This window comes from Paenibacillus arenosi, assembly GCF_014841135.1.
Taxonomy (GTDB): Bacteria; Bacillota; Bacilli; order Paenibacillales; family Paenibacillaceae; genus Paenibacillus_B; species Paenibacillus_B arenosi.
Map to the genome: position 1 here is coordinate 44,587 of NZ_JACYTN010000004.1, position 21,869 is coordinate 66,455.

The 21,869-nt window shown below is 44.5% G+C and carries 15 protein-coding genes; 3 read left to right on the forward strand and 12 right to left on the reverse strand.

Annotated elements, in window-relative coordinates; translation table 11 throughout:
- Nucleotides 1-3: 3 nt before the first annotated feature.
- The 5 genes from IFO66_RS08420 to IFO66_RS08440 form a co-directional block, all read right to left on the reverse strand.
- Nucleotides 4-1,338 carry an MATE family efflux transporter gene (locus tag IFO66_RS08420; RefSeq protein ID WP_192024727.1) on the reverse strand — a complete coding sequence of 445 codons (1,335 nt, stop codon included), beginning with the start codon at nucleotides 1,336-1,338 and terminating at the stop codon, nucleotides 4-6.
- A gap of 18 nt (nucleotides 1,339-1,356) precedes the next feature.
- Entirely contained in the window at nucleotides 1,357-3,297 is a 1,941-nt protein-coding gene (locus IFO66_RS08425; protein WP_192024728.1) for a polysaccharide biosynthesis protein, read from the reverse strand.
- A gap of 256 nt (nucleotides 3,298-3,553) precedes the next feature.
- Complete coding sequence (locus tag IFO66_RS08430) at nucleotides 3,554-4,279, reverse strand: CpsD/CapB family tyrosine-protein kinase (RefSeq protein ID WP_192024729.1); 726 nt, start codon at nucleotides 4,277-4,279, stop codon at nucleotides 3,554-3,556.
- Nucleotides 4,263-5,024, reverse strand: coding sequence for a YveK family protein (locus tag IFO66_RS08435; RefSeq protein WP_192024730.1), 762 nt, complete (start codon nucleotides 5,022-5,024; stop codon nucleotides 4,263-4,265). The genes IFO66_RS08430 and IFO66_RS08435 overlap by 17 nt, the downstream gene beginning before the upstream one ends.
- Nucleotides 5,025-5,361: 337 nt before the next feature.
- Nucleotides 5,362-5,823, reverse strand: coding sequence for a PilZ domain-containing protein (locus tag IFO66_RS08440; protein ID WP_192024731.1), 462 nt, complete (start codon nucleotides 5,821-5,823; stop codon nucleotides 5,362-5,364).
- A gap of 271 nt (nucleotides 5,824-6,094) precedes the next feature.
- Between IFO66_RS08440 and IFO66_RS08445 the strand changes: the two genes are divergently transcribed.
- Nucleotides 6,095-6,469: a helix-turn-helix domain-containing protein gene (locus IFO66_RS08445; protein ID WP_192024732.1), complete on the forward strand. Its 375-nt coding sequence runs from the start codon at nucleotides 6,095-6,097 to the stop codon at nucleotides 6,467-6,469.
- A gap of 70 nt (nucleotides 6,470-6,539) precedes the next feature.
- Here IFO66_RS08445 and IFO66_RS08450 read toward each other — a convergent pair whose 3' ends face one another.
- The 7 genes from IFO66_RS08450 to IFO66_RS08480 all read right to left on the reverse strand — a co-directional run bounded on the left by IFO66_RS08450 (nucleotide 6,540) and on the right by IFO66_RS08480 (nucleotide 20,040).
- Complete coding sequence (locus IFO66_RS08450) at nucleotides 6,540-6,719, reverse strand: hypothetical protein (protein WP_192024733.1); 180 nt, start codon at nucleotides 6,717-6,719, stop codon at nucleotides 6,540-6,542.
- A gap of 173 nt (nucleotides 6,720-6,892) precedes the next feature.
- A complete protein-coding gene (locus IFO66_RS08455) occupies nucleotides 6,893-8,197 on the reverse strand; it encodes an MFS transporter (RefSeq protein ID WP_337912728.1) in 1,305 nt (434 codons plus the stop codon).
- A gap of 142 nt (nucleotides 8,198-8,339) precedes the next feature.
- Complete coding sequence (gltB, locus tag IFO66_RS08460; protein WP_192024734.1) at nucleotides 8,340-12,938, reverse strand: glutamate synthase large subunit; 4,599 nt, start codon at nucleotides 12,936-12,938, stop codon at nucleotides 8,340-8,342.
- 470 nt (nucleotides 12,939-13,408) lie between these two features.
- Entirely contained in the window at nucleotides 13,409-15,652 is a 2,244-nt protein-coding gene (locus IFO66_RS08465; RefSeq protein WP_225445610.1) for a bacterial surface protein, read from the reverse strand.
- A gap of 175 nt (nucleotides 15,653-15,827) precedes the next feature.
- Nucleotides 15,828-16,949, reverse strand: coding sequence for an acyltransferase family protein (locus IFO66_RS08470; protein WP_192024735.1), 1,122 nt, complete (start codon nucleotides 16,947-16,949; stop codon nucleotides 15,828-15,830).
- A 226-nt stretch (nucleotides 16,950-17,175) separates the two neighbouring features.
- Complete coding sequence (locus IFO66_RS08475; RefSeq protein WP_192024736.1) at nucleotides 17,176-19,188, reverse strand: YhgE/Pip family protein; 2,013 nt, start codon at nucleotides 19,186-19,188, stop codon at nucleotides 17,176-17,178.
- Nucleotides 19,189-19,440: 252 nt separating this feature from the next.
- A complete protein-coding gene (locus IFO66_RS08480; protein WP_192024737.1) occupies nucleotides 19,441-20,040 on the reverse strand; it encodes a TetR/AcrR family transcriptional regulator in 600 nt (199 codons plus the stop codon).
- A gap of 189 nt (nucleotides 20,041-20,229) precedes the next feature.
- Between IFO66_RS08480 and IFO66_RS08485 the strand changes: the two genes are divergently transcribed.
- Complete coding sequence (locus tag IFO66_RS08485) at nucleotides 20,230-21,354, forward strand: MGDG synthase family glycosyltransferase (protein WP_192024738.1); 1,125 nt, start codon at nucleotides 20,230-20,232, stop codon at nucleotides 21,352-21,354.
- A 50-nt stretch (nucleotides 21,355-21,404) separates the two neighbouring features.
- Nucleotides 21,405-21,815, forward strand: a complete 411-nt coding sequence (locus IFO66_RS08490; RefSeq protein ID WP_192024739.1) for a permease — start codon at nucleotides 21,405-21,407, stop codon at nucleotides 21,813-21,815.
- Nucleotides 21,816-21,869 lie beyond the last annotated feature (54 nt).

The following is a 21,869-nucleotide window of genomic DNA, read 5'->3' on the forward strand; positions in this document are numbered from 1 at the left end:
TTGTCACCCACCTGTCTTTTCAGAAAGAAGTACGTTAGTTTTCAATTTTTGACGCATCAGTGCTTTCATACAGTTACGCCAAGCAATTCCCGCCAGCACCAAGGATAATAAATTGGAAGCAAGCAGTGTGTAGCCTGTACTTTGCATCGGCATATTCAGAGCCGTTACTGTATATTGCAGCACAACGGTTATAAGCACCGTACATAAATGAATAACAAGTTGTGCCCGGAACACTCTTGCAGCGGTTAAAGCAAATCCAAGCAACGACCCCAGACAACTAAAAGCGGTTGAAATCGTAAGGATCAGGAACAAGTCACTATACTGTGCATAATTTGCTCCATACAACATCGTTAACAACCACGAACCCAATAACCAGCTTCCAAGGGTCATGCCCACTCCAATCGCAACAATTATATACGTAGCCTTCCGAAGTACAGCACGAAGCGCATGGCGATCAACCGCTGACCATGCTCTTGCAAGATGTGGGCTAATGCTTTGCCCGAGGGCTGAGACGACTGTAGTAGCTGCCACCATTACATACATAAGAGCAGAGAAATAGCCAAGTGCAGCTTCTCCATACGCATCCGAGATGAAATAGCGAGGCACATTTGCTTGCAGAGATACAAGCATCATAACGATACCCATCGGCCAACATTGCTGCAATAACTGCAGCCCTGCCCGTCTACTTCCACTCCATGTAAAACCTTCGAGCCGCCTTGCTCTCGGTATATCGAAGGCAATCAATATGCCGCCCCATGTTAGCGCGTACACCGTCAAAGCAGCAAGCAAACTTTGCGTGTAAAGATATGCCCCACCAAATAAAGATAAAGACAGCAGCCCCCGCAGGATGAGAGACTGTGCACTCCAATCCATGCGATGATGCTGCTGCCACCATCCATACAATAATTCGCTAATCGATTCGAACCATTTTGATATGCCGATTAATACAATAGCGATACAGGTTTCCCAACTTGACATATACATCGCCGCACATCCAAGTGTAGCAATCAACGCCAAGCAAGAACTAATAACACGGAGCTGAACATAAACACCACTAGCGTATAATTGCTCTGTATCCGTAGCTAGTATTCCTCGAAGCTGCATATTGGTAAATAAAAAAATAGGCGCGCTAATCGCCAAAGCTAACGAAAATACACCTACATCTTCCACAGATCCACGTTGTGCCAGTATGATCAACAACGCCCACTGACAAGCAGCGTACAACACATTTCCTGTAAGCGTCCACGAGAACAGATGCCATAAGGAAGTCCTTCGTGTGTGCGCATTATGATCCGCCCCTGCGATGCGCTTGCCCCGTCTACTTAGAAGACTTCCCATCCATTTCTCTCCTTTTCGTTAAACCAAAGACAACTTCTTCTCTCTCCAATCGACAACCGCTTGCTTCTCATCCTGATCCGTGCATACCGTCGCTGCAACCTGATTCGTAAATCCATCTTCGTTAGGCAGCATATAAGTAGGGATAAGCCGCTTTAGTGCTTCACGTATAGGCGGATTCTCTTCATTAAGTATTTCTTTTATAGCAACGACTTCCTCTTCTAGTACTTGCTGCGGTACGATAGGTGGCCGTCCTACAAAAATACGCGAATGCTTCGTTACGTTCAAACCTTCTTCCGCTGTTAGCATTTCTTCAAATAACTTCTCACCTGGCCGTATACCTGTGAATACAATAGGGATGTCCACCTCAGGCTCATAGCCGGACAAGCGGATAACCGCTCTTGCCAAATCTACAATTTTAACGGGCTCACCCATGTCGAGTACGAACACTTCCCCACCCTCCGCATAAGCTCCGGCTTGCATAACAAGCTGAACTGCTTCAGGTATGGTCATAAAATAACGAATCATATCAGGATGTGTAACCGTGACAGGCCCTCCATGTTGAATCTGTTCTTTGAACAACGGAATGACACTACCGCGACTTCCTAACACATTGCCAAATCGAACAGCGGCGAACACCGTCGAGCTTTGTTTGCTTAAACTTTGAATATACATTTCCGCTGCGCGCTTCGTCGCTCCCATAACGCTCGTCGGATTGACCGCTTTATCAGAAGAAATAAAGACGAAGCGATCTGCACCATAGCGGTGAGCAGCCAGTGCAACATGGATCGTACCAAATAAATTGTTTTTCACTGCCTCCGATGGATTTCGCTCCATTAATGGCACGTGCTTATGAGCTGCTGCATGGAATACAACCTGCGGCTCATACGTAGCAAATATGCGATCTATCCGCGCTGCATCTTTCACATCTGCAATGACCGTTTCCAATTTCAATCTAGGATACTTGGAGCGTAATTCGCGCTCGATGACATAAATGCTGTTCTCTCCTTGTCCGAGCAGCAGCAAAGCATTCGGCTCAAAATGAGCAATTTGCCGACAAAGCTCCGAGCCTATCGAACCTCCTGCTCCGGTAACAAGCACCGTTTTCTCATGCAAATACGTAGAAATATGACCCATATCAAGACGGATCTGCTCTCTTCCAAGAAGCACTTCAATATCGACATCACTAATTTTATTAATCGTTACTTTTCCTTGAATCAGATCATTCAACAGCGGAATCATCCTCACTCTTGCTTTCGTTGCGATACAAATATCTACGATAGGCTTCAACTGCGACATGGAGAGCGATGGGATGGCAATGACGATAACTTCAACGTTATACTCCTCCACAAGTTGGGGAATATCCCGCAGCATCCCAGCCACTAGAACCCCATGAATTTCACAATGAAGCTTGGAAATGTCATCATCTACGATACATATCGGTTCCATCGGCTCCAGAAAAGTAGATTTCTGTTTAAGCATCTCTCTTGTTATAAGACTGCCGCAGCTTCCTGCTCCAACAACGAGTGTCCTCGTTCGTTCGGATTTCATATTGGAATGTTCACGACCTGTACGCACTTGGATCAACCGTCGTATAAATCGAATTCCACCAATTCCTAGCAGCATCGTTTCCAACAAGGATAGAATAATGCCAACCGACATATTGCCACCCAAGCACAACCATGTAACACAAAAGGCGATCAATACACTTGTACAGAGCGCCTTAACAATGGAATATAGTTCTCCTACACTTGCATATTGCCATACTCGATGATAGAGCTTACATATGTATAAGCTTGCTAGCGAGAAGATGACTGTTAATCCTCCGAACAGCATTCCGTGCGGCATAAACTGCTCTTTCCATTCGCTCCCGTATTGCAAATAAAAAGCGAGAACAATACTACTACTGACGACTGCTGCATCCAGACTCATCAGAACGAATAACCGCTTGGCTTTGTTCATGCTATGAATCGTCCTTTCTTCCCTTTTGACCTATTAAAAGATACAGCTATGTCGTTTAAGCCATACCATGGTCGTAAACGACACAACTCTCTCTTTTACAAGAGCCATAGGGCATTTAACCCTTCCTCACATCGCACTACCGACGATATACGTCTAAGGCGAAATTTCGCCCACAGCACGACCGAGTACCTCCAATGATATAGGTGTAGGAGATATTACCTTACCTGCGAAAATAATCACAAGCGATATTAGCCAACTACTTGCTTAACACAGACATCTTTAACCCTTGTTGGGGTCGAGCCCCTTTTTTCATCCATTTCTTATCCATATGTTCTTCACTCGCATTCAGTACCGTGCCAAGGATATGCGCGTGAACGCGTTCCAATTGAGATTGCGCCTGTTGCAGTGCCTTCCATTTGGTCTTGCCAGGTTGGACAACGAGCAGCACACCATCTGAACGGACTGCAATTTGTTTCGCTTCATTTACAAGCAGTACTGGCGGCGCATCGAACAGCACGATGTCATAGGCTTCACGGGCTTGTTCAATAAATTGATCAAACTGAGAAGAGGCAAAAATTCTACCTGGATCATCCAAGAGATCTCCCGCGCTGATGAGGTCTAAGTTGTGAATCGATGTTTCTTTCGCAAATTGTGACGGGGGAGTTGAAGTCTGCAATAACTGCAGCAATCCCTTTGAACCATCCATGCCAAACACTTCATGCAGACGAGGTCTTCGAAGATCCCCATCTACAAGCAGCACTTTTTTGCCTTCTGCAGCAAAGGCCACAGCTAGATTGGATACTGTCGTCGTTTTTCCCTCACTCAAACGTGACGATGTAACGGTAATTACACGCGGTGCCCACATCTCTTCACCTCGCTGCACGAACTGAAGCTGCGTACACAGAGAACGGTAAGATTCAGCAATGGGGGAAAAGGGCTGCCGTTCCATAATCCGCGCATACTTATCACTGAGTCGTAACATAAGCATCCCCTCCTGATGTTGTCTGTCTTTGTCTCGACGCTCTATCATGCTTAGCGCGCACATGCTTCCGATTCATCTTAGGAATAACAGCCAATGTCGTAAGACCCGTTGCCATTTCAATATCTTCCTCGGTGTACACACTGTCGTCGAAGAAAGAGATGACAAGTGCCAAACTAATCCCTGCAGCAAATGCAGCGATAGCAGCGATAATGACATTCATGAGTCGATTTGGCTTAATGGGGCTTGGCTCCGCATTTTTATCCGCTGAGGTTAATAAAGTGACATTGTCGACGTGCATGAGACTTGGTATTTTGGCAATAAACAGAAGCGTAACTTCATTGGCAACCCTTGCTGCCATCTGGTAGGACTCATTTTCTACGGAGATCGTTACCACTTGTGTATCATTCGTAGAAGACACCTTAATCATGGAGAGCAATTGAGCGGTCGTGTAAGGGATGTCCGGATTTTTACGCAGTACCTCTTTTAAAATCCAATCCGTACGAATTAACTCTTTGTAAGTTTGTATCAACTTAATGTTTGCATTAAGCTCGTTAATGTTGATGCTTCCTTGCCCTTCTTCGAATTGCGTCTTATTGACAATAAATTTGGTCGATGCTTGATAAACAGGCTTTAGCACCAAATAGCTGTAATAAGATGAAGCAATTATGCCGATAACTACAAAGAAAGCTATTATCCCCTTTCGCTTCCATATCGTCTGCAGCATATGTTTAAGATCGAGTTCCATCTGTTGACTTATCCTCCTTATGATTAATGAATACAGTGCTAGTCTTTTTTAGAGACTTTCTCCTTACATCGATAGCCTAATTATTAAAATTTCGCTAAAATGCTTGCATAAGTAACTTCATTTACAGAACCGTAATGATATAATAAGCCGTCTATAAAATGATTCGATGCCTCCCCCTTACTTCGTGACTCTATAGAAAACAAGCGGAATGCTTCGTGTTCATCGTTTTTTTACAAGGAATCAAACCTATTGATGTCGAATAGAAGATGTGGTTACAATTAACGATGGATGCAATGACATTTCATTTGTAAAAATGGTATAATATGTACTGGGACATCTATATTTTCCATGCCCTATCATATATTGTTCTCAGTACTTGATCGCTTGCTCGTTGATACATCTCATGAATGCCTTTTTGTGTTGGCATCATACGAACCAATTCATCATTAAGCAAACGCAATAAGCGCGAACGTTCTTCAGACTGAAGCTGAAGACGAATCCCGTAACAGAATAAATGTTGATTAGCATCACACCATACTACACGGCCATACAGCACGATTTCCTGTTCATGTAAACGAAGGGTGAAGCTCAGAACATAATCACGTTCATGCTGAAGCGGCAAATCTAGATGTGAAAACAGATACAGTCCATAAGGACTTACAGAGGTGACTAAGACGGGACATGTAAGAGAAGAATTAACCGGTTTCTGGTTGACGAGCTCTACGCCCATGGATGCTAATACAGGACGCTTTAATGTAAGCCTTAGACTTAGATGATGAGGAAACCCATTTATCGACATGGTTGTATCCCCTTTACTGAGAAAAAATAAATCACGGAGCCGATGATGAGTGTTGGTGAGCGCAAATTGCGATACATTTTGTAGAATGTTATTGGGATTAGAAGGTTAATTTTGATACGATTTGTAACTTTTCACTTCTTTACTTTACGATACATAATGTAGCATGTCAATCCTTTTTAAGTTCTATTTTTTAATTCATGCCTTCAACGATACATTTCGTCACGTAAGAATAAAAATGTTAACAGTTACCCGCCACAGAGGAGGAAGCAAGATGACAACTGGGAATCGAATATCACAGTTAAGAGAGTCAAAAGGGTGGACTCAAGAGGAACTTTCCAACAAGTTAGGTATTACGAGAGCAGCATTGTCTCATTATGAGAAAAATCGACGTAAACCGGACTTTGAGGCACTTACACAATTAGCGGACTTATTTGAGGTATCGATTGATTATCTCGTTGGTCGTACTTCTCTTCCTCAAATGGAACTTTCACCAGAAGTCCAGGCTTTTGCAGAGCATTTGGAATTGGCTGAAGAAGAGATACTACAACGTTTCAAATTAACGGTGGATGGGGATGAATTAACCGAAGAGGAAGCGAGACGATTCATCGCCTTTGTACGAGCTGAGCGTTTAATGCGCGGCAGCTAATTTTAACATGTTGCTAAACACGGAACAAGCGTGCAGACACTGTACATTCGTACGGTCTACACGCTTGTTTCTATGTGTTAGGATGAGGCCCCTTTATATTCTTTTTATTATATTCATCCCATCGTTCTAAAGGAATTTCTAGTTGATTGAGGATCTCTTTAATATCTACTGTAATCGTTAGCGGATTGTCCTCGGTTTGTTCTGCTACCGTGCGCTGGGTCTTACCAGTTACATCGTGTCCTACCTTCATTCACCAAACCTCGTTTCTCTCAGAATCCCGCAACTTATGGTATCTCTCTATTAAAGTATCCAGTTACGATAACCCTATTATATCCATATAGAAACGCTTAAACTGTCGGACAATGGAGGGTCGAATACGAATTATCCCTTCTATTTTTGTCGAATCGTATGGGAAATGAGTAATTACCTGTCACACGTGATAGAACTAGAGTCATGAACTTGTCGTCCGCGCTGCATCCAAGCGTGCAACATATAGCTGCTTAAAGACAAGCCCGCTACAATAATAGATACAATGACGACCATGTTTAATCCACCTGTATCGTAAGCAATTCCTAGAGCTAGCGGTCCAATCATTCGCCCTATGGAGCTGATTCCTCCTACTAACCCTAAGTAAAAAGGAGCTTCTCTACCTGCCACTTTACTTATATAAGCTGGAACAGCAGGTGATACTAGCATTTCACCCAACGTAGCTACAATCATGGCAAATATGAATCCAATATAACTTGGCCATATCCAGATCATTAAATAAGCAACGCCGTACAAGGCCGCGCTCCAAGTCAACTGAGAAGTAGATTTGGCTGCCCATGTTCGTTTCAACCAACTCAGAAGTGGTTGTCCAGCAAAAATGAAAATGCCATTAATGGTCCATAACCAGCTGTACATCTTCATCTCCATTCCTTGATCGGTCAAGTGCGGAGCGACACCTGTCCCCCACATCGAGTTCGCGAGCCAAATAAACATAGATCCGCAGCCGATGAACAAATAAATGTGAATGGAGCGAAGTTTGGTCGAAAGTGAAAGATGCGGCATCGCGCCTATCTCCCTGCTATCTGACGACTGGATATTTCCAACCTCCCGGCTGTCAGGCTTCGATCTCACACTAGAAATGGTAGCCATGCGGTTAGAAATAAGTTCATTGTTCATATAAAAGTGAAAGAATACTGCGAAAGCCACTGAAGCTGCTGCATTCATTAAAAAAGTCAAATTAAAAGAAATGTCAGCCAGCACACCGCTCACTGCTGTTCCTAAAGCCACACCAATATTGTTCGCTACATAGAAAGAATTGAATAATTCATCTCTGCGCTCTGGCCAACGGAATCCAATAAACGATTGCATCGCCGGCATGGATAAGTTAGAAGTAAAACCGATCGCAAACATCGTAATGATATAGCCCCACCAGCTTGTATAGGCTGTCACTACGAGCGAAGCTTGAAGAATGGCCGATGCAGCTAATGAACCAATTAAAAGGTTCCTAACTCCCCATCTATAATAAAAAGAACCGCCAGCAACTTGTCCTATCATTCCTCCTAAAAATTGCATGGTGATGACAAAGCCTGCTTCTGCTAAGCTGCGCCCTAGTTGTTGATGGACAAATATCGTCGTTAACGGCCACATCAGAGCCGATCCTGCCGAATGAATCATACTGGCCCAAATAAAAACATTCATTTCACGAGTATTCTGTCTGAATATAGACCACGGTGATTCCACTTAGATGTCACTCCTGTCTTTGTCGTCGTCCTATGTAATAGAAGCAAAAATAACCTTAATCCTATCTACCATATATAATGGTAGATGATGGATTAAGGTTATACAAGCTAAATCGTTATCATATGAATCCGAAAGTTATTAACTAGTTGCCGCCAACACGGGACAACTCACGCATATTCGCTTCGAAAGCCGCGAGTAAAGCAGCTTCCCCCACTAAGCCCTTTGCTTCAACCTTCTCAATTAGCTCTAACATGCGCTTATAGTCTTTAGGGATAACGCGTACGAACTTAGGCAATAACTCCTGCCACTGGTCCAGTACTTTACTACCAATTGAACTGCCCGTGTAATGCACGTGCTTCTCAATCATATGGCGCAGTTGCTCGATTTCGCTATCAAGCTCTACACGCTCCAAAAGTACCATTTCCAAGTTGCAGTTATGAACGAATGTATTGTCTGTATCAAGTACGTAAGCAATACCACCCGACATACCTGCTGCAAAGTTTCTGCCCGTAGAACCTAGCACAACTACGCGTCCACCAGTCATATACTCACAGCCGTGATCGCCTACGCCTTCAACAACGACATTTACACCAGAGTTACGAACAGCGAATCGCTCTCCTGCTATACCATTTATATATGCTTGACCGCTAGTCGCTCCATAGAATGCGGTATTGCCGATAATGATATTTTCTTCTGCTGCAAATGTAGCGCGCGGTGACGGCTTCACAACCAACTTACCGCCGGACAATCCTTTACCGACGTAGTCATTGCTGTCGCCTTCCACCTTTAGCGTCATTCCCTTCGGTACGAATGCACCGAAGCTTTGACCTGCTGAACCTGTAAAAGTGAAGGAAATCGTGTCTTCTGGCAAGCCTTGTGCGCCGTACTTACGAGTGACTTCACTGCCTAGAATCGTACCTGTTGCACGATTCACGTTCGTAATCGGGAATGTTCCCGTTACCGGCTGCGCATGCTCCAACGCCGCTTGAGCCGCAGGCACTAGATGAAGCATATCCAACGTCTCTTCAAGACCGTGGTTCTGCTCCCGAACTTTCGTGCGAGCAGAGCCTGCTGGAAGCTCTGGCTGATACAGCACTGTAGACAAATCGATATGCTTCGCTTTCCAGTGGTCACTTACTTCTTTCACATTCAAGCACTCTGTACGACCAATCATATCGTCCAACGTACGGAATCCAAGCTCTGCCATTAATTCACGCAGCTCTTCGGCAACGAATCTCATGAAGTTTACAACATGGTCAGGGTCGCCTTTGAAGTTTTTACGAAGGTCTGGGTTCTGTGTCGCTACGCCAACTGGACAAGTGTCCAACTGACATACACGCATCATAATGCAGCCTACTACAACGAGCGGTGCTGTAGAGAAGCCGTATTCTTCAGCTCCGAGCAATGCTGCGATCGCAAGATCACGACCTGTCATCATTTTTCCATCTGTCTCAAGACGAATACGGTCACGCAAATTGTTGAGAATTAGCGTCTGATGCGTCTCAGCCAATCCAAGCTCCCATGGGAGGCCCGCATGACGAATCGAACCTTGAGGGGATGCCCCTGTTCCGCCATCATAACCACTGACAAGAATAATGTCTGCGCGACCTTTTGCTACACCAGCAGCAATCGTGCCGACACCGACTTCAGATACAAGCTTCACGTTAATCGCTGCACGTGGATTCGCATTTTTCAAGTCATAAATAAGTTCCGCCAAATCTTCAATCGAATAAATATCATGATGCGGTGGCGGTGAGATAAGACCTACACCCGGTGTAGAACCGCGAACTTCCGCTACCCAAGGGTACACTTTACGCCCTGGCAGCTGTCCACCTTCACCTGGCTTCGCGCCTTGCGCCATCTTAATCTGAATTTCATCCGCATTAACCAAATAGTTAGACGTTACACCGAAGCGTCCTGATGCCACCTGCTTAATCGAGCTGCGGCGCCAGTCGCCGTTAGGGTCCTTTACAAAGCGTGCCGGGTCTTCTCCACCTTCACCGGAATTCGACTTCCCGCCGATACGATTCATCGCTATCGCTAGCGTCTCATGCGCTTCCTTAGAGATAGAGCCGAACGACATCGCTCCTGTCTTGAATCGTTTGAAGATGGATTGTAACGATTCCACTTCTTCTATAGGCACTGGTGCGCCAATTGGCTTAAGCTCAAATAGAGAGCGCAATGTACCGTTTTGGCCATACTCTTTTTGTACGAGACCAGCATACTTTTTGTACAATTTGTAGTCGCCTTTGCGGCACGCTTCCTGCAATGTGTGTATCGTCTGCGGATTGAACAGATGTTCTTCCCCGTTCTTGCGCCATTGATAATCACCGCCGGAATCTAACTCCGTATCGCGTCCCTCTTGTACAGCATAAGCACGATTGTGATGTGCAAGCGCTTCTTGCGCTACTTCTTCGAGACCAATGCCACCGATACGTGAAGGTGTCCATCTGAAATATTTATTAATAAAGGACTGTTCCAAGCCAAGTGCTTCAAATATTTGAGCTCCGCGGTACGACTGCACCGTAGAAATACCCATTTTGGATAAAATTTTGACAACACCTTTCGTTGCTGCCTTAATATAGTTCTTCACTGCTTTATCATGCGATATTTTGCGAATTAAGCCTTGGCGAATCATATCATCCAATGTCTCGAATGCCAAATATGGATTGACCGCGCTAACACCGTAACCGAGCAGCAATGCGTAATGATGAACCTCACGCGGCTCACCAGACTCAAGCAGCAATCCAACCTTCGTACGCGTGCCTGTTTCAATCAAATGATGATGCAGGTAAGATACAGCCAGCAAAGCTGGAATTGCAGCATTTTCTGCGTCAATGCCACGGTCGGACAAAATAATAATGTTATGTCCTTTACTTATAACGCGATCTGCTGCTTCGCACATTGTCTGTAAAGCCTCACTCAAGCCATTTGCTCCTTCATTCGCTGAGAACAGAATAGGAATTGTAATGGACTTGAATCCCGGGCGCCTAATATGACGCAGCTTCGCAAAGTCTTCATTCGATAAGACTGGTGTATCTAATCGAACATGACGACAGCTCTCTGGCTCTGGATGCAGCAAGTTGCGCTCAGGTCCAATCGTTGTTCCTGTAGCCGTAACAATTTCCTCACGAATTGCATCGATAGGTGGATTCGTAACCTGTGCGAACAATTGCTTGAAATAGTTGTATAGGCGCTGAGGACGCTCAGAAAGTACGGCGAGCGGTGCGTCATAACCCATTGATCCAATCGGCTCAACACCACTTGATGCCATCGGCTCAAGCACTTTGCGCAGCTCTTCAAATGTATAGCCAAACGCCTGTTGTCGTTGTTGAACATTCTCATGCTTCGGCTCCGGTACTTCTGGTGCCTCTGGGAGATCATCAAGGCCAATCAAGTGCTCATCAAGCCACTCTTGATAGGGGTTTTCGTTAGCAATTTGCTGCTTAACTTCCTCGTCGGATATAATTCGACCTTGCTCCGTATCAACGAGTAAAATACGACCTGGGCGAAGGCGGTCTTTATACAATATTTGTTCAGGTGCAATATCCAACACACCTGCTTCAGAACTAAGAATGATCAAGTCGTCTTTTGTGACGTAATAACGGGATGGTCGAAGACCATTACGGTCCAAAATTGCACCGATCTGCACGCCATCTGTGAACGCCATTGCAGCAGGGCCATCCCATGGCTCCATCATACAGCTGTGGTATTCATAGAACGCGCGTTTGGCAGGATCCATGCTATCGTGATTGGACCATGGCTCAGGCACCATCATCATTGCCACATGCGGCAGCGAACGTCCAGATAAATAGAGGAATTCAAAGGTGTTATCGAACATCGCTGTATCGGAACCGTCTGGATTAATAACCGGTTTGATCTTCTCTAGATCAGCATCAAATACTTCGGACTGACAGAGCGTTTGACGAGCATTCATCCAGTTCACATTACCACGCAGTGTGTTGATCTCTCCATTATGAATCATAAAGCGGTAAGGATGGGCACGCTCCCAGCTTGGGAACGTATTTGTACTAAAGCGCGAATGCACAAGAGCAATCGCGGTCTCTAAAGTCGGATTTTGCAGATCCAAGTAGAAATGACCTACCTGCTCCGTTGTAAGCATTCCTTTATACACGATCTTACGGCAAGACATGCTCGGAATATAGAACGTATCTGCACCTTCCTCGTTCGTATAACGGATTGCCTGCTCCGCACGCTTACGAATGAGATAAAGCTTTCGTTCGAATGCCAGATCGCTCTTAATAGCTTCACTGCGACCGATGAACAGTTGACGAACGTATGGCTTTACGGCTTTAGCGGACTGACCTAATGTTTCATCGTTTGTTGGCACGGTGCGGAAACCTAGGAAGGTTTGACCTTCGTCTTCTACAATTCGACGAAGCTCCGCCTCGTGACGCTCCCGGATGCGGACGTCTTGGGACATAAACAACATACCAACGCCGTAGCGTCCCGCTTCCGGCAATTCCACGCCTTGCTCTTGCATCTGTTGTGCAAAGAAACGATGCGGCAGCTGCAGCATAATGCCTGCCCCATCCCCCGTATTAGGTTCGCTTCCTTGACCGCCACGATGCTCCATACTAACCAAGACAGTTAACGCTTGGCGAACGATGTCATGGGACTTCTGCCCTTTGATATGGGCGACAAATCCCATACCACATGCATCTTTCTCGTACTGTGGATCGTATAGACCCTGCTTCTGAGGTAAGCCGTATGCTTTCATAGGATGCAACCTTTCTATATGTTAATGTAGGTATTCATGCATTTATTTATAATTATTCATTTGAATTATTGTATCATTTTATCACCGCCCCAAATTGAAGGCAATTCAAACTTTTTATGCGCTTGATAATTTTTGTTTTACACAAAACGGGGTTTTTAAGCTGATTACTTGCAGTACTGCGCCGATTTCACACTGAAAACGACGGCTCGTTGCTTTAAAGCACGTCAAAATCGGAACTTAATCCGCTCCTTTCTATCATGCAGATGACGCTCACCATAATTCTCAAATGCATAAACAAGACAAGCATTGTGTATTTTTATACAAACTATTGTATAACAAACACAAATCCTCCTCAGAGATCTCCATCAACCAGATGACTATATACAAATCGCAGCCCCTATAACATAGGGACTGCGACCGACTGTACTTATTTACTTTTTATACGGTTAATGACCAATCAGTGAGCTGCACTATTTGACCGAAACTCGCATGGAGGCAGATTTGCCTTCAAATGTGAATTTGATAGATGCGCTTCCTTTTGTCACTGCTGTTACTTTTCCGCGCTCTGCTTTTACTTTGGAGCTTGAAGGTACATACTTCACTTGAGAAGTGACATCAACCACTTCCCCCGTATCGTAAATTGCACTCACCTTCCAGTCAGCTGTTTGACCTACTGTCATCTTCAGTGAAGAAGCATTTGTCTCCAGCTTCAAAAGACGCGGTTTTACATGAACAGGAATGACAAGTTGATTGCCTTGGTACTCGCCAATAACTCTCGTGCTTCCTAGAGCAAGACCTTTAACACTAGAACCACGCAAGCTCGCAATGCTTTCATTTTCAACTTTCCAGTCAATACGACTTGTCAGCGTAGCCTTCTTGCCATCGCGGTATACACCCGTTACTTTGAAGCTCTTGGACTTATTGATATTCACATAGACAGGATTCGGTTCGATAACAAAACGAACAACTTCCTGCTCAATTGAGATCTTAATGCTAATCTTTACATTTGAATACGTACCGTTCAAAGTTACTCTGCTCGGCACAAGCCCCTTCATCTTACCGTCACGGATAAGCAAGTTATTGTTACTTGTTTCCCATTTTATTTCTTGCGTTACATCAAGTTCTTCACCATTTGTAAATACAACTGTTGTCTTAGGCAGCGCAACCTCACGACCCGTCACGATGGACATGTCCGTTTGGTCTGTACGCAGCATTAACGCCTTGCGCAATACTTTCACGTCTGTGCTCAATGCTAGACCGTTTGACGTCACCAACAATTGAGCATCTCCGCTGCTTATAGCTTTCATTTTATCATCTTCTACTTCTAGTACAGCAGGGTTGCTGGACATATACGTAACCACGTTGCTCAAGTCAACTTTGTCTCCGCTAAACGTAATGCCTTGTACTTTCGGAAGTGGCTTCACATCTTCTACGTACAATTCTTGTTTAAACGGCTCTTTAGCGTTTTCTTTCGCATCCGTCCAAATCAGTTTCTCGATCATCGGATATACCGTCACATTAACCGATTTAGATAACCCATTATAACTAGCTGTAACTTTAGCCGTTCCTGCGGCTTTCGCTTGCACAACACCGTTCTCAACCGTCACAGCCATGACATTATCGGAACGCCACTCAGCAAGTGCAGTTACATTATCAGGAGCAGCTAGATCTTTCTGAGCAAATAGCTCTAGTTTAATCCCTTTTGTGTCACCGAGCATAACATGCTGGTCTTCATCTGGCGTAATCCGAATTGCATGATGGGAAGGACGCACAACCGCCGTTACACTCTTCGAGCGACCGAGGTAAGTAACCGTTACCGTAGCTGTGCCCACATTGATCGGCTTCACTTTACCATCTTTTACTTGCACGATATTGGAATCACTTGTCGTCCAAGTTGCTTTCAATGTTACATCTTCCGTTGGGCTGCCCTTCTTCTCCGTTGTTGCAGTAAGCGCATATTCCGCACCACCATACTGGAATTCAATCAACTTGTTCGGAGACAGCTTCAACTCATCGTAAGCATACTCTACCTTGACTTCGATCGTCTTTGTGATCCCTTTGTGTTTCACAGTAATTTTTGTTGTACCTGCAGACTTAATATCGAGTACGCCTTTATCCACGTCCACGATATTCGCATCAGCAGAGGACCATAACGCTTCTGCTGTTACATCATTTTCTGTGGTGGACGATTTATCGTTGGCAAATACTTTCCATTTGTGCTTGGCGCCAAGCATCGTAGTCATAGAAGCATCTACTTCTTGTCCACTATCTGCATTACGAACGATAAGCTTGTCGTACATAAATTCAGATACTACTGTCTTCTTCAACGTAAAGCCTTGATATTTAACTGTAATTTCAGATGTACCTTTGCCAGCACCTTTGACCCAACCGTTCTCTACCGTTACGGCAGACGGGTTGGAAGAAGTCCATGTCGCTGCTCCCGTAACATCCCTCAAACTCGTTTCTCCCTTAATTGATGCCAACACTTTCATCTGTACAGATGAACCATCCACGATAACATGTACAGGAGTTACCGATGATTCAAATTGAAGTCCCGTTACCGTTTCAGCAGTCGTTGTCTTCGCTGTAGTTGATGCACTAGCAACGGATTGCCACGGAGATATACTCATTATTAATGTAACAACAAGCAAGCTTGCCAGCCATGTTGTCATTTTGCGCCCGAAAGAGCGTTTGCTTACCTTTAAATTGCTCAAGCTATATTCCCCTTTCCCTACTTCATACCAAAGTATGTCGCAAAGTCATGTATATATTGATATATCGGCAGTTGGAAAGGTTTTTTTTATGATAATCCGAATGTACGCTACATGAATGTGAAAATTAAGACTTTTTAACTAGTTTTGCTGCAAATGTACCCTCGAACAACTGCTCTTATTTTCCAAAAAACATCCCAACTGGGCTTCGCACTGACCGTCGTGGGGCCAACTTATTGCCAATGTACTGCACGCCTATACAAAGCAGCATTGTAAGCACCGTTGTCACGAGTACCGACCAATATGACCCGTACCATGCTGAACTATGAAATTCTAGGCTTTCCAGTATAAGCACATGGGCAAGGAATATGAAAAAAGCGTATTGCCCCAGATTCATAATCCCTTTCATCCAACGCGATTCTGCGAATACAAGGGCACATTTCCATACAAGCAAAATCGTACAACATACATATACAAACACCGTTACACGATAAAAATGAATCGAATTGCCAAGGTCTGATGAAATGCTAAACGATAAATGGACGTCTGCGAGCTGAATAATAAGAGAAGCAAGATACACACTTGTACAAAAGGCGAGTGACTTGTTCTTTACGTACTGCAAGCATTTTTCGAAATGCAAGCCAACTGCTAGTCCTAATACGAAATAGCCCATCATACCAAATAACGTTGGTGCAATTAAGATTTCCCATGCTTTCCCGAGCGACGCAGGTATGTAATCAAATGAAGAAAGGAATAGAAGTTGATACGCAGCCGTGTACAGAAGTTGAATGCTGCCTATGATGAGAAGAAAGCCTCCGACGTTCCATCTTAGTCCTTTGATCCAAAGAGGCAGAAGAATGATGCATTGCAACAAAAGAGGAATGAAATACAATTGATGAAAATATCCTTTACCCAACACAAGGGCAACGACGAGATGCTGCAACCCCCACGGGTTGATCATAAACCAGGTGAACAATAAGCCGATAACAGTCCACAGCAAGTATGGCAGCAGCAGATCGCTTCCACGCTTTAGGATTAAACTTGGATAAGAAATGGGCTTATCCTTAAGCCGATACGTTATGAGCAGTCCCGACACAAATAGAAACATAGGTACCGAAAACCTGCCCCATGCGCTTGCCCATACCAAGGGCAGCACTCCTGCTTCCATCTGTCCTCCCCATCCAGCATGATCAGGATACTGTACTGCAATTCCCATTGAAATAACGTGAATGAGAACGACACCCATTATCGCGACGCCACGCATCGCTTCGAGTTCCCATCGCCGATTTACACTTGTCACATTCGTACCTCCTTACGATTTGCCGCCCTCCGGTAAGTGTATACTTGTTGCAACGAATCTAATGAAGTCTTACAACCAATTCGAGCTTTCATTCCTATTTCCTGCTGAACATGGAAAAAACCCTCAAATGCTGGTTCAGCACTTGAGGGTTTCTCTGACTTTCAATTATTCCCGTTTTAAAATGGGACGACGAGAAGAAGGTGTATCCTGTTCTTACTTCGCTAGCTTACTTTGCAGTCAAAGCACCTTGATCACTGCGTGCTTCACGCGCCTTCATAACGAAGTAACCAAGTGTCAATGCACCGAATGCAACAATGTAAATCGCAAGAATACCTGACTGGCTGAGCAACATACTTGTATCCCCGCTTGAAATGACTGCTTTAAATCCATTAACGGTATACGTCATTGGTAGCCAGTCACCAATCACTTGCATAGATGTAGGCGTCAGCTCTATTGGGAACGTTCCTCCACAAGATACGAGCTGAAGAATAAGAATAATGATGGCAACAAATCTTCCTGGGTCACCAAGTACGGTAACGAGGGATTGAATAATAAACATGTACGTCATACTGGATAAAATACTAAAACCGATAAATTGAGCTGTATTTTGTACTTCCAGCCCAAGGCCGAATATAAGAATAGCATCTGCCACTAGTGCCTGCACGACACCAACGGATACAAACAATAACGTTTTGCTCACAAATCGACTCCACCCAGAAGCTAACGGATCCGGAGATTGTACGAGCGGAAGTACAATCGTAAGAATAAGTGCACCTACAAACAATCCTAGTGACAAGAAGTAAGGAGCAAATCCTGTACCATAGTTCGGTACTTTATTGATGCTGGATTCCACAACTGTTACAGGCTTCGCATACATTTCGATTCGTTTCTCTGAACCCTGCACACTTGAAGCTTCATCAGCTGCTTCATTTAGCTTACTCGCTAGTTCACCAGAACCATCCTTCAGTTCACGTACTCCATTTTGCAGTTTGCCTGCACCATCATTTAACTTGCTGCTGCCATCTGCAATCGTCGTGATCGCTTTCGTTGCTTCTGTAACTCCACCTTTAAGCTGAGCAGCGCCATCAGCAAGCTGCTTCGCACCGACTGTCAACTTGCCGCTGCCCGCAGCAGCCTCATCAAGCTTCTGCCCAAATTGCTTCATACCGCCAACAAGCTGAGTCTGACCATCTTTCAAAGCGGATGCACCCGCTACTAGCTTCGTCTGGCCTTCATTTAGCTTGCTCGCACCTACTTGGACATCACGGCTCGCTTGCATAATCTGCTTCATAGCTGGGTGATTTGCTAATTCAGGACTTGCTTTCACTAGCTGCTCTAGACCACCTGCGAGCGCCTTTGTCCCTTCAGCCAGCTCTTTACTGCCAGCTGCGGAGCTTTTCAAGCCTGCTTGTAGTTGAGTAGCCCCTTGCTCACTCTTGCGAGCTCCTTGCTCTAGTTGATCATGAGCTTGAGCAAGCTGCTTCAAACCTTGATTCATGGAAGCTGCACCTTTGTTCAACTCAGCTGCGCCTAGGTTAAGCTTTTGCGCACCATCTGCCAGTGGAGTTGTGCCCTGCTTCAACTTCAATGCTCCGTCGGAAAGCTTCGCCATGTTCGTTTTCAGCTCAGCTGTACCATTCGCCAATGTCTTTGTACCATCGTGGATCTTGGTTGCACCGTCACCAGCTTCACCTAATCCTTCCGATACTTTCTCAACCTGCTCGAACATCAGCTTTGTATACGATTCCGTAATCGTACGAGATATTTCGGAATTAACTTTATGAATGGCAGTTCCCCCAATTTGTGCTGCCAAGAAGTTATGCCCTTCATTCGTTTGGAACAACAACTCTGCTTGCTTCGGCTCGTCATCCATTAAGCTTGCTGCACGCTTCGAGAAGTCCTCTGGTATCGTAATCGTCATGTAGAAACGATCTTCCTTAAGTCCCGCTAGTGCTTCCTGTGAAGATACGAAGTGAAAATCAAGTTCTTTACTTTCCTTCAGCTCATCTACTAGCTCTTTACCTATAGTAAGCTTTTCGCCTTCCAACTCAGCACCCTTGTCCTCATTTACAATCGCAACGGGCAGATCCTTCATTTTTCCATATGGATCCCAGAACGTACCTAGAAAAAGTGCACTGTACATAACTGGAATCATCATCACTGCAATAACCGGAACCAAAACCTTGGGGTTGCGCAGTATGTTCCCCCACTCAGCAAAAAATAATCGCAAACCTTTCACACGTTTCACTCACCTTTGTGCTAAATATCATTTCATAAACTCATTAAAACTTCCTGACCAAATAGTTCATTTGGTCATTTCAGGTCAAAAGAAACGCCTCGCCCGCTCTGCAATGAAATGTACAGCGTATAAAACGGCTGTATATCTAGTTGCAATTGGACGCGACGCAATAAACCTATAACATATCTTGCCCCTTAATAGGCAAGCTGCTAACTCATAATAAAATGATTAACCTGTTTAACCATACTAAGGTTACTCATCCTTCGATTCATACGGTGTTACTCGCAGAATCCCCTTCATAAAGTATTTATAGAAGGTTTCCTTTATCGTATCTTTATCCAATGGATCATAAATCTTATTCCATTCCGTTGTTAAAGATCGATACAATTGATACATAATAAAGCTCATAATACGCGGATCGCCTTGTGCCAGCTCACCACGATCCATAGCTGATTGGAGCTGAGCTTCGATGTAAGTAAGCAATTCACTTTCAAGTCGGTTCAGTGCTTCCTTAGCCATAGGTGTACCTACATCACGAAGCTCTTGAGAAAGCTTCATTGCCAGCTCATGACGACTGCGGAACTCTAGCGCTTGATCGAGAATACGAAAAACCTTCTCATGAAATGGACGCTGTTCAGCAGATTCCCTATCTGCGATATGCTTCATTTCAAGTATGACTTGTTGCAAAATCTCATTGAAAAGCTCTTCTTTATTCGCAAAGAACGTATAGATCGTCCCTTTGCCGACTTGAGCAATCTTAGCGATCTGATCCATCGTCGTTGCCTTGTACCCAAACAAAGCAAATGATTTGGCAGCAGCATCAATAATTTGTTTACGTCGATCCAAAGACATACGATCACCCCTCTCTGCTTATGACCATTCGACCGAATGACCAAATTGTTATTTTAGTCATTTTTCTCGTTTTTCACTTTACCACATTGTTTTTCATCTTGCAACTTCAATGTTTTTTTGGAACAATATCTAAAGATTCCTTGATGCTTCCAATTCGATTGTGGGGTATAATAATGAAGGGTGAGAAACATGCGTAAAAAGAGGATCCTTCTTCTATCCGAAGGTTTCGGTACAGGGCATACACAAGCTGCATACTCATTAGCTGTCGGGCTCAAACATATAGCCCCAGACGTCCAAGCCCGTGTAATCGAGCTCGGCAGGTTTCTAAATCCTACCGTCGGACCGCTTATATTTGCAGCTTATCGCAAGACGGTCAGCACACAACCGAAGTTGGTCGGTCTTCTGTACCGTAAGAAATACAAAAAGTCACTTCATCGCTTTACTCAATTAGCTCTGCACCGTATTTTTTATACACAGACTTCACAAGTCGTTAATCATTTGCGTCCTGATGCAATCGTCTGTACGCATCCATTCCCGAACATCGTCATCTCTCGATTGAAGCGTTCAGGACTACATGTTCCGTTATATACTTTAATTACCGATTATGATGCTCATGGGACTTGGATAGACGATGAAGTAAGCAAATACCTTGTATCCGCTGATGAAGTACGTGACAAACTGCTCGCTCGCGGCATCGAATCGAATCGTATCGTCGTTACAGGCCTACCTGTTCATCCGAAGTTCTGGAGTCGTCAAACTCAGCAGGAAGCGCAAGCATCGTTAGGGCTGAAGGCAATGCCAACCGTCATGTTTATGGGAGGCGGATGGGGACTGTCCATTAACGAGGAAGCACTATCATACATAGCCGAATGGCGGGAGCATATACAGTTTCTATTCTGTATGGGCAGCAACAGCAAAACCATTCAACGTATGAAGCAAGATCCATTATTTCAGCATCCTAACATTCATATTTACGGATATACTCATGATATCCCGCTTATGATGGACGCGTCTGATCTATTAGTAACTAAGCCTGGCGGAATGACCTGCACAGAAGGAATGATTAAAGGAATTCCGATGCTGTTTTATTCTCCTATTCCTGGGCAAGAAGAAGAGAATTGCGACTATTTTATTGACCATGGTTACGGAGAAATGCTTACTTCACACGATACACTTATCGGATGGTTCAAAAGGTTGCAACACGAGCTGAATGATGTAAGAAGCACACGACAACAGCGGGAATTCCCTGCACAGCTGCTGGAAAAGTGCCCACGTGAAGTATTAGAACTTATCAACAACCAAATGTTTGGTTAAGCAAGTATATGGAAATATGTATTTGAACAAGAGATAAGGAGAGAACCAGATTGCTATATCGTACATTCGGTGCCATTGGATATGTCTTAGTTGTTGCTGGTATGCTAACACTAGCACTTGATTGGACTTCCTTCACCCTTTCCTGTATCATCGCCATTGCCGGACTCGTCAGTCTTGGTATTGAAGAAAATAGAGCAGGCAAACGACATTGGCTGGTCAAATATGTAGATTATGCACCACTATTCCTACTTGGTCTCATCTACATTGTTGTACGTGAACAGCAGAATCTAGCGGTATGGCTGCTGTCAGCTATTATTCCACTCAGTGCGATTAGCGGCTGGTATGCTAACCGTCTAGCTCGTAGGCCGCGCTTCCGCAGCTTGCGCAAAATTGAGGATCTTATTCCAGAAACGCCTGGTACTAAGAAGGAGCATCATCCTCATCAGCATTACCGTCAGTAATCAAATATCTTCGATATCATTGAACAATAACATAACTTGATATACAGCAATAGC

Bases quoted from the DNA above. Each gene is read 5' to 3' on its own strand.
- IFO66_RS08440 (WP_192024731.1), bottom strand. From the start codon at position 5,823: ATGTCGATAAATGGGTTTCCTCATCATCTAAGTCTAAGGCTTACATTA.
- IFO66_RS08425 (WP_192024728.1), bottom strand. From the start codon at position 3,297: ATGAACAAAGCCAAGCGGTTATTCGTTCTGATGAGTCTGGATGCAGCA.
- IFO66_RS08485 (WP_192024738.1), top strand. From the start codon at position 20,230: ATGCGTAAAAAGAGGATCCTTCTTCTATCCGAAGGTTTCGGTACAGGG.
- IFO66_RS08480 (WP_192024737.1), bottom strand. From the start codon at position 20,040: ATGTCTTTGGATCGACGTAAACAAATTATTGATGCTGCTGCCAAATCA.
- IFO66_RS08450 (WP_192024733.1), bottom strand. From the start codon at position 6,719: ATGAAGGTAGGACACGATGTAACTGGTAAGACCCAGCGCACGGTAGCA.
- IFO66_RS08435 (WP_192024730.1), bottom strand. From the start codon at position 5,024: ATGGAACTCGATCTTAAACATATGCTGCAGACGATATGGAAGCGAAAG.
- IFO66_RS08420 (WP_192024727.1), bottom strand. From the start codon at position 1,338: ATGGGAAGTCTTCTAAGTAGACGGGGCAAGCGCATCGCAGGGGCGGAT.
- gltB (WP_192024734.1), bottom strand. From the start codon at position 12,938: ATGAAAGCATACGGCTTACCTCAGAAGCAGGGTCTATACGATCCACAG.
- IFO66_RS08430 (WP_192024729.1), bottom strand. From the start codon at position 4,279: ATGTTACGACTCAGTGATAAGTATGCGCGGATTATGGAACGGCAGCCC.
- IFO66_RS08445 (WP_192024732.1), top strand. From the start codon at position 6,095: ATGACAACTGGGAATCGAATATCACAGTTAAGAGAGTCAAAAGGGTGG.